The sequence below is a fragment of the Streptomyces zhihengii genome, from assembly GCF_016919245.1.
GTDB lineage: Bacteria > Actinomycetota > Actinomycetes > Streptomycetales > Streptomycetaceae > Streptomyces > Streptomyces zhihengii.
The window spans coordinates 2723074-2738382 of the sequence record NZ_JAFEJA010000001.1 but is presented as its reverse complement, the minus strand read 5'-3'; the positions used below and the strand labels follow the sequence as shown (position 1 = coordinate 2738382).

The following is a 15309-nucleotide window of genomic DNA, read 5'->3' as shown; positions in this document are numbered from 1 at the left end:
GGATGAAGGGGAGAGTGCCCGGAGCGGGGCGGTGGAAACCGCCCCGCCGGAGCAGGGGGTGCGTTTTCGGACCTGCGCGCCCCCGGCTCTCCCCACGGGCCGTCAGGGGGTGAGACCGCCCGCCGCGGCACCCGCCGCCGGACCGGTCGTGGTGCCGGCCGACGTGCCCGGCGCGATGCCCGGAGCGGCGTCCTTGCGCAGCCGGAACCAGTAGAAGCCGTGGCCGGCGAGGGTCAGGAGGTAGGGCCACTGGCCGATCGCGGGGAACCGCACGCCGCCGATCAGCTCCACCGGATGGCGTCCGTTGAACGCCCGCAGGTCCAGCTCGGTCGGCTGCGCGAAGCGGGAGAAGTTGTGGACGCACAGCACCAGGTCGTCCTGGTACTCCCGCAGAAAGGCCAGGACGGCCGGATTGGACGAGGGCAGTTCCGTGTACGAACCGAGCCCGAAGGCCGGGTTCTGCTTGCGGATCTCGATCATCCGGCGGGTCCAGTGCAGCAGCGACGAGGGCGACGACATCGACGCCTCGACGTTGGTGACCTGGTAGCCGTAGACCGGGTCCATGATCGTCGGCAGGTACAGCCGGCCGGGGTCGCTGGAGGAGAAGCCCGCGTTGCGGTCCGGGGTCCACTGCATGGGGGTGCGAACGGCGTCCCGGTCGCCGAGCCAGATGTTGTCTCCCATGCCGATCTCGTCCCCGTAGTAGAGGATCGGCGAGCCGGGCAGCGACAGCAGCAGGGCCGTGAAGAGCTCGATCTGGTTGCGGTCGTTGTCCAGCAGCGGCGCGAGACGGCGGCGGATGCCGATGTTGGCCCGCATCCGCGGGTCCTTGGCGTACTCCGCGTACATGTAGTCGCGCTCTTCGTCCGTCACCATCTCGAGCGTCAGCTCGTCGTGGTTGCGCAGGAAGATGCCCCACTGGCAGTTCTGCGGGATGGACGGCGTCTTCGCCAGGATCTCCGAGACCGGGTAGCGCGACTCCCGCCGCACCGCCATGAAGATCCGCGGCATCACGGGGAAGTGGAACGCCATGTGGCACTCGTCGCCGCCGGCCGAGTAGTCGCCGAAGTAGTCGACGACGTCCTCCGGCCACTGGTTGGCCTCGGCGAGCAGCACGGTGTCCGGGTAGTGCGCGTCGATCTCCTTGCGGACCCGCTTGAGGAACGAGTGGGTGCGCGGGAGGTTCTCGCAGTTGGTGCCCTCCTCCTGGTAGAGGTACGGCACCGCGTCGAGCCGGAAGCCGTCGATCCCGAGATCGAGCCAGAACCGCAGCGCGGAGATGATCTCCTCCTGCACGGCCGGGTTCTCGTAGTTGAGGTCCGGCTGATGAGAGAAGAACCGGTGCCAGTAGTACTGCTTGCGTACCGGGTCGAACGTCCAGTTGGACGACTCGGTGTCCACGAAGATGATGCGGGCGTCCTGGTACTGCTTGTCGTCGTCGGCCCAGACGTAGTAGTCGCCGTAGGGGCCGTCCGGGTCGGACCGGGACTGCTGGAACCACTCGTGCTGATCGCTGGTGTGGTTCATGACGAAGTCGATGATCACCCGCATGCCGCGCTGGTGGGCCGCGTCGACGAACTCGACGAAGTCGGCCAGGTCGCCGAATTCCGGCAGCACGGAGGTGTAGTCGGCGACGTCGTAACCGCCGTCGCGCAGCGGGGACTTGAAGAACGGCGGCAGCCACAGGCAGTCCACGCCCAGCCACTGCAGATAGTCCAGCTTGGCGGTGATGCCCTTCAGGTCACCGACGCCGTCGCCGTTGCTGTCCTGGAAGGAGCGGACCAGGACCTCGTAGAAGACGGCGCGCTTGAACCAGTCGGGGTCGCGGTCGCGGGCGGGGGTGTCCTCGAAGGTGTCGGGGACGGGCTCGTTGACGATCATGAGGTGGGTGACCCTCCGGTCTGCGGGGACGGTCGCAGGGCGACGACGTGCGCCGGGGCCTTGCCCGGTTCGAGGCGCACGTAGTTGGCCCTGCCCCAGTGATAGGTCTCGCCGGTGAGCTCGTCGCGCACCGGTACGGTCTCGTGTTCTTCGAACCCGAGTCGCAGCATGTTCAACGAGACCGTGGCCTCCTGGGTGTGGTGGGGGTCGAGGTTGGCGACCACCAGGACGACGTCCTGGCCGCTGCGCTTGGAGTAGGCGATCACCGCGTCGTTGTCGGTGTGGTGGAAGTGGATGTCGCGCAGCTGCTGGAGCGCCGGGTGGCGGCGGCGCAGCCGGTTGAGCGCGGTGATCAGCGGGGTGATGGTGCGGCCCGCGCGCTCGGCGGACTCCCAGTCACGCGGCCTGAGCTGGTACTTCTCCGAGCCGAGGTACTCCTCGCCACCGGGGTGCGCCGGGGTGTTCTCGCACAGCTCGAACCCCGCGTACACGCCCCAGGACGGCGACAGGGTGGCGGCGAGCACCGCGCGCACCTCGAAGGCCGGACGGCCGCCTTGCTGCAGGTAGGCGTGCAGGATGTCGGGCGTGTTCACGAAGAAGTTCGGCCGCATGTACGAGGCGGCCTCGCCGGACACCTCCGTCGCGTACTCGGTCAGTTCCCGCTTGGTGTTACGCCAGGTGAAGTACGTGTACGACTGCTGGAAGCCGACGGCGGCCAGCGCGTGCATCATCGCCGGCCGGGTGAACGCCTCCGCCAGGAAGATGACGTCGGGGTCGGCGCCGTTGATCTCGCCGATCACCTTCTCCCAGAACACCACCGGCTTGGTGTGCGGGTTGTCGACCCGGAAGATGCGCACCCCGCGGTCCATCCAGAACCGCAGCACCCGCACCGTCTCGGCCACCAGGCCCGGCATGTCCGCGTCGAAGGCGATCGGATAGATGTCCTGGTACTTCTTCGGCGGGTTCTCGGCGTAGGCGATCGTGCCGTCGGCCCGGTGGCGGAACCACTCGGGGTGCTCCTTCACCCAGGGGTGGTCCGGCGAGCACTGGAGCGCGAAGTCGAGGGCGACCTCCATGCGCAGCGAGCGCGCCGCGCGCACGAAGTGGTCGAAGTCGGCGAGGGTGCCGAGATCGGGGTGGACGGCGTCGTGGCCGCCCTCGGCGGAGCCGATGGCCCAGGGCACGCCGACGTCGTCGGGGCCGGCCGTCAGCGCGTTGTCCGGACCCTTGCGGTGGGTGGTGCCGATGGGGTGGACCGGCGGCAGGTACACCACGTCGAAGCCCATCGCCGCGACGGCGGGCAGCCGCTCGGCCGCCGTCCGGAAGGTGCCGGACACCGGCGGTCTGCCCTCCTCGACGACGGCTCCCTCGGAGCGCGGGAACAGCTCGTACCAGGCCCCGTACAGCGCCCGGCGGCGTTCGACCTTCAGGGGCAGCGCCGGTGAGGCGCTGACCAGTTCGCGCAGCGGGTGGCGGCCGAGCGCGGCGGTCGCGTCCGCGGCCAGGGCGGCGGCGAGCCGCGCGCCGGCCGGCCGGGCGGTGTCGCGCAGCGCGTCGGCGGCGGCGAGCACGCCCTCGCGGCCGTCCTTCTTCGGCACCCCGGCGGCGGCGCGCTCGTACAGCTCGGCGCCCTCCGCCAGGACCAGCTCGGTGTCGATGCCGGCCGGGATCTTGATCCGCGCGTGGTGGCGCCAGGTGGCGACCGGGTCGCTCCACGCCTCCACGGTGTACGTCCACTCGCCCTCGGTCTCCGGAGTGACGAAGGCTCCCCAGCGGTCGGTGCCCGGCGCGAGTTCGCGCATCGGGGTGAAGGGGCCGGGGCGGCCCTTCGGGTCGCGCAGCACGACGTTGGCGGCGACCGCGTCATGCCCTTCGCGGAAGACCGTGGCGGTGACCTCGAAGGTCTCACCCGCCACGGCCTTCGCGGGCTTTCTTCCGCAGTCGACGAGCGGGCGTACGTCCAGGACGGGAATGCGGCCAATGAGCGAGTTCACGACATCACCTGAGGGCTGTGCGGGCAGGTCGGTTCGAGCGGTAAGGGGTGGATTGCGCACTGTGTGTCTAATTTGTAACTGCTCAGTCGGTGACTGGCCGGGTGCGGGCATGTCGGCTCCAGTCCGCGTTCACTCGGGTGGACGGAAAGGACGCGATCGTCGGGTGTGCTCGCTTGCGTACCGGATGAGCCTTCCCCCGGGTCCCCGGGGGGCAATCCGGCTATGTGTTAACTACTAGGACGTAGCGGTCCCGACAAGACACACATCAGGGACCCCGGACGTCACACGGCCGGAACCCGACCCCCGCACGCCGCTCGTGTATACGGATGCGCCGGAGCGCCTCCGTGCGCCGTGGTGGGGTCCCGGACGCGCCCGGTAGCGTCGGCGGCGACGGAAAGGCGGCGTCCGACACGAAATGCGTCGTGCGTCCGCTCGGATGCCCATATCCCCTGCGAAGGTGGGACCTGTGAAGGCCATTCGTCGTTTCACCGTCCGCCCCGTCCTGCCCGAACCCCTGCGACCGCTCAGCGCGCTGGCGCGCAATCTGCGCTGGTCCTGGCACACCGAGACCCAAGAGCTGTTCCGATCCGTCGACCCCGAGGGGTGGCAGGCGGCGGGGGGCGACCCCGTGCGGCTGCTCGGCGGCGTGTCCGCCGCACGGATGGCCGAACTCGCCAAGGACCGCCGTTTCCTGCGCCGGCTCGCCGCGGCGGCCGACGACCTCGACGACTACCTGCACGGCCGCAGGTGGTACCAGAGCGCCGGCGGCGGCGGTGAGGACGCCCCCGAGTTTCCCGCCGCCATCGCCTACTTCTCGCCCGAGTTCGGCGTCACCGCCGCCCTCCCGCAGTACTCGGGCGGTCTCGGCATCCTGGCCGGCGACCACCTCAAGGCCGCCAGCGATCTCGGCGTCCCGCTGATCGGCGTCGGGCTGCTCTACCGCCACGGCTACTTCCGCCAGTCGCTGTCGCGCGACGGCTGGCAGCAGGAGCACTATCCGGTGCTCGACCCCAACGAACTGCCCGTCTCGCTGCTGCGCGAGGAGGACGGCGGCCCCGCCCGGGTCACCCTCGCCCTGCCCGCCGGGCGCCTGCTGCACGCCCACATCTGGGTCGCCCAGGTCGGCAGGGTCCCGCTGCTGATGCTCGACTCCGACGTCGAGGACAACGGTCCCGGCGCCCGCGACGTCACCGACCGGCTGTACGGCGGGGGCAGCGAGCACCGGCTGCTCCAGGAGATGCTCCTCGGCATCGGCGGCGTCCGCGCCGTGCGCACGTACTGCCGGCTCACCGGCCACGACGCGCCCGAGGTCTTCCACACCAACGAGGGCCACGCCGGATTCCTCGGGCTGGAGCGCATCCGGGAGCTGGGCGACAGCCCCGGGCTCGGCTTCGACGCCGCCCTGGAGGCGGTGCGCGCGGGCACGGTGTTCACCACCCACACGCCCGTGCCCGCCGGCATCGACCGCTTCGACCGCGACCTCGTCGCCCGGCACTTCGCCGACGGCGCCGAGCTCGCCGGGGTGCCCGTCGACCGCATCCTGAGGCTCGGCACGGAGAGCTACCCCGGCGGCGACGGCGGGGTGTTCAACATGGCCGTGATGGGGCTGCGGCTCGCCCAGCGCGCCAACGGGGTATCCGAACTGCACGGCGCCGTCAGCCGGGACATGTTCGCCGGTCTCTGGCCGGGATTCGACGCCGCCGACGTGCCCATCACCTCCGTCACCAACGGCGTCCACGCCCCCACCTGGGTCGCTCCCGAGGTCTTCCGCCTCGGCGCCCGCCGGCTCGGACCGGGCCGCGCCGAGGACGCCCTCTCCGTCGGCGGCTCGCCCCGCTGGGACGCCGTCGCGGACATCCCCGACGCCGAGATCTGGGAGCTGCGCCGCACCCTGCGCGAACAGCTCGTGGCCGAGGTCCGGGAGCGGCTGCGCGCCTCATGGCGCCAGCGCGGCGCCGGGTCCGCCGAGCTCGGCTGGATCGACGGGGTGCTCGACCCGGGCGTGCTCACCATCGGCTTCGCCCGCCGGGTGCCCTCCTACAAGCGGCTCACCCTGATGCTGCGCGACCGGCAGCGGCTCACCGAGCTGCTGCTCCACCCCACCCGCCCCATCCAGATCGTCGTCGCCGGCAAGGCCCACCCCGCCGACGACGGCGGCAAGCGGCTGGTGCGCGAGCTGGTCCGCTTCACCGACGACCCGCGGGTGCGCCACCGCATCGTCTTCCTGCCGGACTACGGCATGGCGATGGCGAAGAAGCTCTACCCCGGCTGCGACGTCTGGCTGAACAACCCGCTGCGCCCCCTGGAGGCCTGCGGCACCAGCGGGATGAAGGCCGCCCTCAACGGCTCCCTCAACCTCTCGGTCCTCGACGGCTGGTGGGACGAGTGGTACGAGCCGGACTTCGGCTGGGCGATCCCCACCGCCGACGGCGAGGCCACCGACGAGGACCGCCGCGACGAACTGGAGGCGGCGGCCCTCTACACCCTCATCGAGGAGCGGATCGCGCCGCGCTTCTACGAGGAGGGCGGCGGCGGTCTGCCGGACCGCTGGATCGACATGGTCCGCCGCACCCTGACGACCCTCGGCCCGAAGGTGCTCGCCGGCCGGATGGTGCGCGAGTACGTGGAGCGGCTCTACGCCCCCGCCGCCGAGGCGCACCGCGCGCTCGGCACCGCCGCCGCGGAGGAGCTGGCGGGGTGGAAGGCCAGGGTGCGGGGCGCGTGGCCGGCCGTCGCGGTCGACCATGTGGAGGCCGTCGACCAGGACGCGGCCACCGGTGGCGCGCCGACGGCCGGCCTCGGCTCGACGCTGACGCTCCGGGTCCACGCGACCCTCGGCGAACTGGGGCCCGACGACGTGGAGGTGCAGGTCGTCGCCGGCCGGGTGGACCCGGACGACGCCCTGCGCGACACCCGCACCTTCCCGCTGAAGCCGGCCGGCGGCCCCGACCTGGAGGGCCGCTGGGTCTACGAGGGCCCGCTGGCCCTGGACCGCACCGGCCCGTTCGGCTACACCGTGCGGGTGCTGCCCGCCCACCGGCTCATCCCGGCGGGCGCGGACATGGGCCTCGTCGCCCTGCCGCCTGAGGCCCCCGAGTCCGCCGGCGGCCGGGCGGGTCTGCTGCTGCGCTGACGGCGGCGCGGCCGCACACGGCCGGGCGCGGTGCTCGGGGGCGAGCGCCGCGCCCTCGGCATGTGCGGGGGCGCGCGGCCGCGGGCCCCGCGGCCGTCCGGTGCACAGGACGTGGCAGAACGATGACCGTGCCGTGTGCCCCCTGTGACGAAGACGTGATGCTGACCGATGGCTCCATGTCGGACTTGTGATCTTGAACGCCGTCGGGGCGCGTGGAATAGTCCCGTTCCGCTTCCGTGGGCCCTCGGGGGGTGGGATCGAGGGTGCTGACGGAGGCTCAACTGGGGACCCCCGCACGGCCGGTGTGCCGCGGGGGAGATGCGGGGTGGGGGAACATGCCGCGTAGGGGGACGGGCTCCGACATGCCCGGCCGGCGGTGCGCGGTGCCCGGGAGCACAGCGGTGGTCCTCGCGCGCCTCGGCGCGCCGGACGGGTCCGCCCCGCACCCCTTCATCCGTGTCGCCGACACGATCCGGGCGCGCTCGCACCTCGGTGCCGCCCCGCTGCCGGAACCCGGGCGACCGGGCATCCCGGCGCGCTGAGACCCCGGCCGGGGCGGCGCCCCTCGCGCCGCCCCGGCCGATTCCACCGACTCAGTCCCTTTCGACGTGCGGAGACACGTGATGCCATTCCGTGGCCGGTTGCTGAACCGGCACATACCAGGGCGGTTGCTCGCAGCCACCGCCCTCGGACTGACTGTCGCCCTGACCGGCAGTACGGTCCACGCGGTACCCGCGGCGGATCCCGGCCGGGGACGGCCCGGGGTCCAGGAGGCCGACCCGGTCGAGGGCCGGAACGCGAAGGCGGCGCCGCGGCCGTCCGATCCGTCCCGGAAGTCCGTCGTCACCCGGCTGGACAAGGCAGTCCTGCCCGCGGGCGGCAGCCGGGAGGTCGCCGTGGCGGCCTCCCCGAAGCCCGTCGAGGTCGGCGGCCTGCCCGTCACGGTCGCCGCCGTGCCGTCCGCGAAGGCGTCCGGGGCGAAGAGTGCCCGCACGGCCGCCTCCGCCGGGCCCGCACAGGTCCGGGTGGACGTGCTGTCCCCGGCGCGCGCGAAGGACCTTTCTGCGGGGGCCGTGCTCCGGATCCAGCGGTCCGACGAGTCCGCGGACGGGGCCAAGGTCCGCCTCTCCGTGGACTATTCGGCCTTCGAGGACGCCTACGGCGGCTCCTACGGCGCCCGGCTGCGCCTGGTGCAGCTCCCCGCCTGCGCCGAGTTCGCCGCACCGGGCAGCAAGGCGTGCCCCGGCACCGGCACCCCGCTGGCCACCGTGAACGACCCGGTGGCCAACACGGCCTCCGCCGAGGTCACCGCCGCGCCGGCGGACCCGGACGGCACCTCGGCGATGGCGGCCCGGGGGGCCTCGCTCGTCGCGCTCGCCGCCGGCTCCTCCTCGTCGCAGGGCACCTTCGGGGCGACCTCCCTCTCGCCGTCCGCGAGCTGGAGCGTCGCCCGCTCCACGGGTGGCTTCTCCTGGTCGTACCCGATGCGCACGGTGCCGGTGGCCGGTGGACTCGCGCCCTCGGTCGGGCTCTCGTACCAGTCGCAGTCGATCGACGGCCAGACCTCCACGACGAACAACCAGGGTTCCTGGATCGGTGAGGGCTTCAGCTACGAGTCGGGCTACGTGGAGCGCCGCTACAAGCCCTGCGCCGACGACGGCCACGACGGCTCCGCCGAACAGTGCTGGGCCTTCGACAACGCCACCGTGGTGCTGAACGGCAACGCGTCCCAGATCATCAAGGACGACACCACGGGTGCCTGGAAGCTGGCGAACTCCGACGGCTCGAAGGTCGAGAAGCTGACCGGAGCCGTCAACGGGGACGACAACGGCGAGCACTGGCGGATCATCACCCCGGACGGCAAGGAGTACTGGTTCGGGCTGAACAGGCTCCCGGGCTGGGCGTCCGGCAACGAGGAGACGCAGTCCACCTGGACGCTGCCGGTCTTCGGCGACGACTCGGGCGAGCCCTGCCACAACGCGACGTTCACCAGTGCCCACTGCAAGCAGGCCTGGCGCTGGAACCTGGACTACGTCAAGGACCCGCACGACAACGTCGTCTCGCACTACTACGCCAAGGAGGTGAACCACTACGCGCTGAACGCCAAGACGGACGTCAACGGCACCTCCTACGACCGCGGCGGTCACCTGAAGCGGATCGACTACGGTCAGCGCGACACCCAGGTGTACGCGGCCAAAGCCCCGGCGCGGGTGGTCTTCGACGTGACCGAGCGCTGCCTCGCCGACTCGTCCTTCGACTGCGCCGAGTCCAAGCGCACGGGCGCCAACGCCTCCCACTGGCCGGACGTCCCCGTCGACCGGGAGTGCAAGGCCTCCACCAAGTGCGGATCGGACCAGGTCTCGCCGACGTTCTTCACCACCAAGCGTCTCAAGGCCGTCGTCACCCAGATGCGCAAGAGCGCCACCGAGTACCAGGACGTCGACGCCTGGCTGTTCACCCACGCCTTCCTCGACAACGGTGACGACTCGAAGAGCATGTGGCTGTCGAAGATCGACCACGAGGGCCGGGTCGGCAGCACCACCAAGGTCCCGTCGCTCGACCTCTTCGGCGAGCAGATGGAGAACCGGGTCGACGCCGTGGGCGACAACATCGCCCCCTTCCACCGGCACCGTCTGGTGACCGTGGTGAGCGAGACCGGCGCCCAGCTCGACATCAACTTCGCGCCCGCGGACTGCACGGCCTCCGCCCTGCCGAAGCCCGGTGAGTCGACGAAGCGCTGCTACCCGGTCAAGTGGGCCGCGCCCGGCAACATCGACCCGATCGACGACTGGTTCCACAAGTACGTCGTCGCGGAGATCGTCGAGACCGACCGCACCGGCGGCGGCGACAAGATGGTGACCCGCTACGACTACAAGGGTCCGGCCGGCTGGCGGCACTCCAAGGCCGACGGCATCACCCCCGCGGAGTTCCTGACCTGGGGCGAGTGGCAGGGCTACGGCAAGGTCACCGTCACCAGCGGCGCCGAGGACAAGCAGCGCAGCCGGGTCGACTACACCTACCTCCAGGGCCGCCACGGCGACAAGAAGCCCGGCGGCGGGACCGTCGAGGCGACGGTCACGGACTCCACCGGCACGGTGTACACGGACGACGAGGACTTCACCGGCTTCGAGCTGGAGGCACAGGTCTTCAACGAGGGCGCCGTCGCCACCAAGGTCATCAGGAAGCCGTGGAAGCATCACGCGGCGACCCAGACCAAGAGCTGGGGCACCCTGCGCTCCACCCTCGTCAAGCCGACCGTGACGCGCGGCTTCACCTCGCTCAAGGCGGGCGGCTGGCGCGAGTCCCGTTCGGAGACGTCGTACGACACGGCGACCGGCACCGGCCGTGTCACCCAGGTCGACGACTTCGGGCGAGTGGTCCCGGCGACCGCCACGCAGGCGGAGAAGGACGCCGCCGCGAAGGACGACACCTGCACCCGCACCACGTACGCCGACAACACCGCCGGTGACCAGAACTTCCTCGACCGCGTCAAGCGGGTGGAGGAGGTCGCGGTCTCCTGCGGCACGACGCCGGACCGCAGGAAGCAGGTGCTCTCCGACGTCCGCACCTTCTACGACAGCCTCGCCCACGGCGCCGCCCCGGTCCGCGGCCTGGAGACGTCGTCGGAGCGGCTGGCGTCGCACGACGGCACCACGCCGGTGTACCAGGAGGTCTTCAAGAACGTCTACGACTCCTACGGGCGTCCGACCTCCGCCACGACCCCCGGCTCCGGCCGCACGACGACCACGTACACCATGGTCAACGGCCTGACCACGCAGACGAAGGCGACCAACGTCCTCGGTCACGCGAGCGTCACGGACTACGAGCCGGCCTGGGGCCAGTCCAAGGGCCAGCAGGACCCCAACGGCAAGCGCACCGACCTCACCTTCGACGGCCTCGGCCGCATCACCGGTGTCTGGCTGCAGGACCGCAAGAAGGCGAGCAACCAGACCCCGAACACCAAGTACAGCTATCTCGTCCGCAAGGACGCGCCGCTCGCGGTGAAGACCGAGATCGTCGAGGAGAGCGGCTCCTACACCACCGAGTACACGCTGTACGACAGCCTGCTGAGGGCGCGTCAGAAGCAGGCGATGGGACCGGGCGGCACCCGGCTGGTGGCCGACACCTTCTACGACGCGCGGGGCAAGCTGAAGGCGTCGTACGACACCTATGCCGCCGCGGGTGCCGCTTCCGACCAGCTCCTCGTCGTGCGCAACGGTGAGGTCGAGTCGCAGAAGCTCTACGAGTACGACGACATGGGGCGGGCCACCGCGGCCGTGTTCGCCGTCGCCGGCGTCGAGCAGTGGCGCACGACCACCGTCCACGAGGGCGACCGCACCCACAGCGTCCCGCCGCAGGGCGGCGTCGTGTCCACGTCGCTGACGGACGTGGACGGGCAGGTGACCGAGCAGCGCCAGTACCAGAGCGGCAGCCCGCTGTCGGCCGGCCCGTCGTCGTACACGTCGACCCGGTACACCTACACGCCGTCGGGCCAGCTCGCGACGGTCACCGACGCCCAGCAGAACGCCTGGTCGTTCGAGTACGACCAGCGCGGACGCAAGGTGAAGTCCGTGGACCCCGACGCGGGCACCACGATCACCGGCTACGACGACGCCGACCGGGTGGTCTCCGTACGGCACGAGGGCCGGGGCACCGAGGTGACCACCGCCTACGACGCCGTCGGACGCGCCACGGCCACGTACGACGGGCCGGTGTCGGCGGGCAAGAAGCTCACCGAGAACCGCTACGACCGCTCCGGGGCGCTCGGCAAGCAGTACGCCTCGCTGCGGTACACCGGCGCGACCGAGTACTTCGGGACCGCGGTCCAGGAGTTCGACGACCAGTACCGTCCGATGAAGACGGCCCACATCGTCCCCGCGTCCGAGGGCGCGCTCGCCGGCACCTACCTCTTCACCAACACCTACAACCGGGACGGGACCGTCCAGTCCGCGGGTCTGCCCGCCGCCGGAGGACTCGCCGCCGAGGTGATCCGCTACGGCTACGACGAGCTCCAGCGGCCCGTGACGATGGAGGGCCTGTCCACCTACGTCACCGGGACGACCTGGTCGCCGACGACCGACCTGCTCCAGCTCGAACTGAACACCGGCGGCAAGAAGGTCTGGCAGACCTTCGACTACGAGCGGGGCACCAAGCGTGTCACCCGCGCCGTGGTGGACGTCGCGGGCTCCACGACCGGACCGGTCAAGGAGACCGGCTACAGCTACGACAAGGCCGGAAACGTCCTGTCCGTGTCGGACATCGGCTCGGGCGCCGCGGCTCCCGACGTGCAGTGCTTCCAGTACGACCAGAACCGGCGGCTGTCCGAGGCGTGGACTCCCGGCGCGAGCACGGCGGCGGCCACCGGTTCCGGCACGGCCGGCACCACCGCCCCGGTCGACGGCACCGTGCCGTCGGCCTGCTCGGCGGCACCGGGCAGCCAGGCCCTCGGCGGACCGGCCGCGTACTGGAAGTCGTACCGGACCGACGAGGTGGGCAACCGCACCCAGGACATCACCCACGACACCGGTCTGGACGCCACCAAGGACGTCACCCGGACCTTCACCTACGGCGAGGGCCCGGCCGGACCGCACGCGGTGACCAAGGTCGTGTCCGACACCCCGACCGGCGACAGCCAGGCCACCTACGGCTACGACGCCGCGGGCAACATGGACACCCGCACGATCGGAGGCAACACCGAGACCCTGACCTGGGACGCGGGCGGCAAGCTCACCCAGGTCGACCGGCCCGACGACGTCACCACACCCGCGGACGAGGCCACCCGGGCCACGTACCTGTACGGCCCCGACGGCGACCGGCTGAAGCGCAAGGACAGCGACGGCACCACCCTGTACCTGCCGGGCATGGAGCTCCACCTGCCGGCCGGCGCGGCCAAGGTCCAGGCCACGCGCACCTACGCGCACGCCGGGCAGGACGTCGCGGTGCGGACCGACGACAACATGGTCACGTTCCTGTCGTCGGACCACCACGGCACCGGCGACCTGAGCGTCCACGCCGCGACGGGAGGCACGACCCAGCGCCGCTTCGACCCGTACGGCAACGCGCGGGGGGCGGAGCCCGCGTCGTGGGCCGGTCGCAAGGGCTTCGTCGGCGGCACGACCGACGCCGACACCGGTCTCACCAATCTCGGTGCCCGTGAGTACGACGCCGGACTGGGCAAGTTCATCTCGGTCGATCCGCTGATCGACTTCGGCAACGCCCAGCAGATGAACGGCTACGCGTACGCCAACAACTCGCCCGTCACGTTCTCCGACCCCACCGGCGCCATTCCCGCGGAATGCTGGGAAGGTCTCATCACCTGCCGGATGGGCCCCAACGGCTGGGAGTTCGGCGACCCGAAGCCGCAGCCGTCCAAGGAGGAGAAGGAGGTCGCGGCCGCCGAGGCCGACCACGCCTACGCCGAGTACCAGGTCTCCCAGGTGACCGAGAAGATCATCGAAGAGGTCAAGGACATCGTCGGTGTCACGGCGTTGCAGGACTGCGCGTCGAACCCGGGGGTCGGCACCTGCCTCAAGGCCGCCGCGGAGGTCGCCTCGCTGCTCCTCGGGTCGGCGGTGAAGGTGCTGGTCAAGGGCAAGAAGGTCTACAAGGCCCTCACCCTGCTCGACGATCTCTACGACTCGATCAGCAATCTGCGCAAGACACAGAAGCGGGTCGACAACGCCAAGGACGCCCTGGAGAAGTCCAAGAAGGCGAAGGCGAAGGCGGACAAGAAGAGGAAACGGGACAAGGACTCGTGTGAGAACCACTCCTTCCTGCCCGCCGCCCAGGTCCTGATGGCCGACGGGTCGAGCAGACCCATCGCGGACGTCGCACTCGGGGACAAGGTCACCGTCACGGACCCGAGCACGGGCGAGAACTCGGCCCGCGAGGTCGTGCGGACCATCGTCACGGAGGACGACAAGCACTTCGTCGACCTGTCCGTCGCCACCCCCGCCGGCCCCGCCGCGCTCACCTCCACGGTGACCCACCCGTTCTGGGTCGCTTCCGAGCGGGCGTTCGTCGAGGCCGGGGACCTGCGCCCGGGCATGGAGCTGCTCACCCCGCGGGGCGAGCGCGTCGAGGTCACCGGCAAGGACTTCTTCGACCGGCGCCAGCGCACCCACGACCTGACCGTCGCCGGTGTGCACGCCTACTACGTGTCGGCCGGCACGACGCCCGTCCTCGTCCACAACTGCGACGACATCGCCCTCGGCAAGCAGACGGTCGACGGCGACGACATGGCACTCGACATCTTCGCCATGGAGCGCGGCGCCACCACGTACAAGGAGTGGGACGACGACTCCTGGTGGTACGAGCACGTCAACAAGTTCCTCAAGGACGGCAAGACCAGGATCCACGTCAACCTCGACGGCATCGACGACCCCGTCGCCTATGCCAAGCTGGGCAAGGACCTGAAGCCGGCCCCCGAGATGCAGGGCGCCACCCGCTGGGAGATGTACCGGCTGAGCCAGTCCTCGGGTGCCTGGAGCCGGGTCACCTGGTACCGCAAGGGAAGAGAGGTGTCGAACCCCTTTGAGTGACGAGCCGCACGCCCCGGGGCGTGTCCTGTGGTCCAGCCCGCTCCGCTTCAGCCTGTGGATGTACGGGATCGGGCACTCGCAGCTGCTCCTGCGCACCCAGAGCGGGCAGGGGATCGACGACGAACCGCTCGGCCTCCGCTTCGAGGCGGTGGAACGGATGAACCTGGGGCGGTCCTTCGAGGGGCTCAGTCTGGAGACGGCGGACGAGACCGTCCTCGCGGAGATCGCCGCGACGGGCGTGCTGAAGCCGCGGCCGAACCCGCTGCTCGCCCTGGTGCTGCGCGGCGGGGACTCGCTCGGCTGGGTCGTCTGCTCCAAGGTGGCGGTGGGGGTCTCCCGGTTCACCGGGGACCGGCCCGGGTTCCTGCTGGACCCCGTGCACTTCCGCACCCGGGCGACGCGCTCCGGATGATCTGAACGACCGGCAGAAGGACGAGGGCCGTCCCCGCTCGCGGGGGCGGCCCTCGGCGTTCGCGGCGCGGCTCGCCGATGCGGCTCCCCGGCGTTCCGTACGCGGGGACCTCGGCCGGATCGCGTTGTCCGGTTTCCGGTCGCGGTGTCCGGGGTGTGACCAAATCATGACCGTGCCGTGTGACGGATGTGACGAACCCATGATTGCCGCTGATGAGGCCATGTCCGACATCGGACCTTGTCGGTGCGCCGTCACCATGGAATAGTCCCGTTCCGCTTCTGTGGCCGTGGGGGGACCAAGGTCGTAGAGCGTTCAACTGATCACCTCCGTACGGTTTCTGACGGTACG

General features: G+C 71.0%; 5 protein-coding genes. 3 read left to right on the top strand and 2 right to left on the bottom strand.

The features are described 5' to 3' along the window. Positions 1 to 102 precede the first annotated feature (102 nt). Positions 103 to 1881, bottom strand: coding sequence for a maltose alpha-D-glucosyltransferase (gene treS / locus JE024_RS11105; protein ID WP_205373426.1), 1779 nt, complete (start codon positions 1879 to 1881; stop codon positions 103 to 105). Then, a complete protein-coding gene (locus tag JE024_RS11100; protein ID WP_205373425.1) occupies positions 1878 to 3986 on the bottom strand; it encodes an alpha-1,4-glucan--maltose-1-phosphate maltosyltransferase in 2109 nt (702 codons plus the stop codon). The genes treS and JE024_RS11100 overlap by 4 nt, the downstream gene beginning before the upstream one ends. 355 nt (positions 3987 to 4341) lie before the next feature. Between JE024_RS11100 and glgP the strand changes: the two genes are divergently transcribed. From glgP to JE024_RS11085, 3 genes are all read left to right on the top strand, one after another. Then, positions 4342 to 7008 (top strand): alpha-glucan family phosphorylase, encoded by a 2667-nt coding sequence (gene glgP, locus JE024_RS11095; protein WP_205373424.1) that lies wholly within the window; start codon positions 4342 to 4344, stop codon positions 7006 to 7008. 668 nt (positions 7009 to 7676) lie between these two features. Beyond that, positions 7677 to 14549 (top strand): RHS repeat-associated core domain-containing protein, encoded by a 6873-nt coding sequence (locus JE024_RS11090; RefSeq protein ID WP_244882762.1) that lies wholly within the window; start codon positions 7677 to 7679, stop codon positions 14547 to 14549. Next, entirely contained in the window at positions 14542 to 14961 is a 420-nt protein-coding gene (locus JE024_RS11085; RefSeq protein ID WP_205373422.1) for a hypothetical protein, read from the top strand. The genes JE024_RS11090 and JE024_RS11085 overlap by 8 nt, the downstream gene beginning before the upstream one ends. The last annotated feature ends 348 nt before the right edge of the window (positions 14962 to 15309 follow it).

Excerpts from the sequence above, each read along its gene's own strand:
- treS (WP_205373426.1), bottom strand. The coding sequence starts at position 1,881 with ATGATCGTCAACGAGCCCGTCCCCGACACCTTCGAGGACACCCCCGCC.
- JE024_RS11100 (WP_205373425.1), bottom strand. The coding sequence starts at position 3,986 with ATGCCCGCACCCGGCCAGTCACCGACTGAGCAGTTACAAATTAGACAC.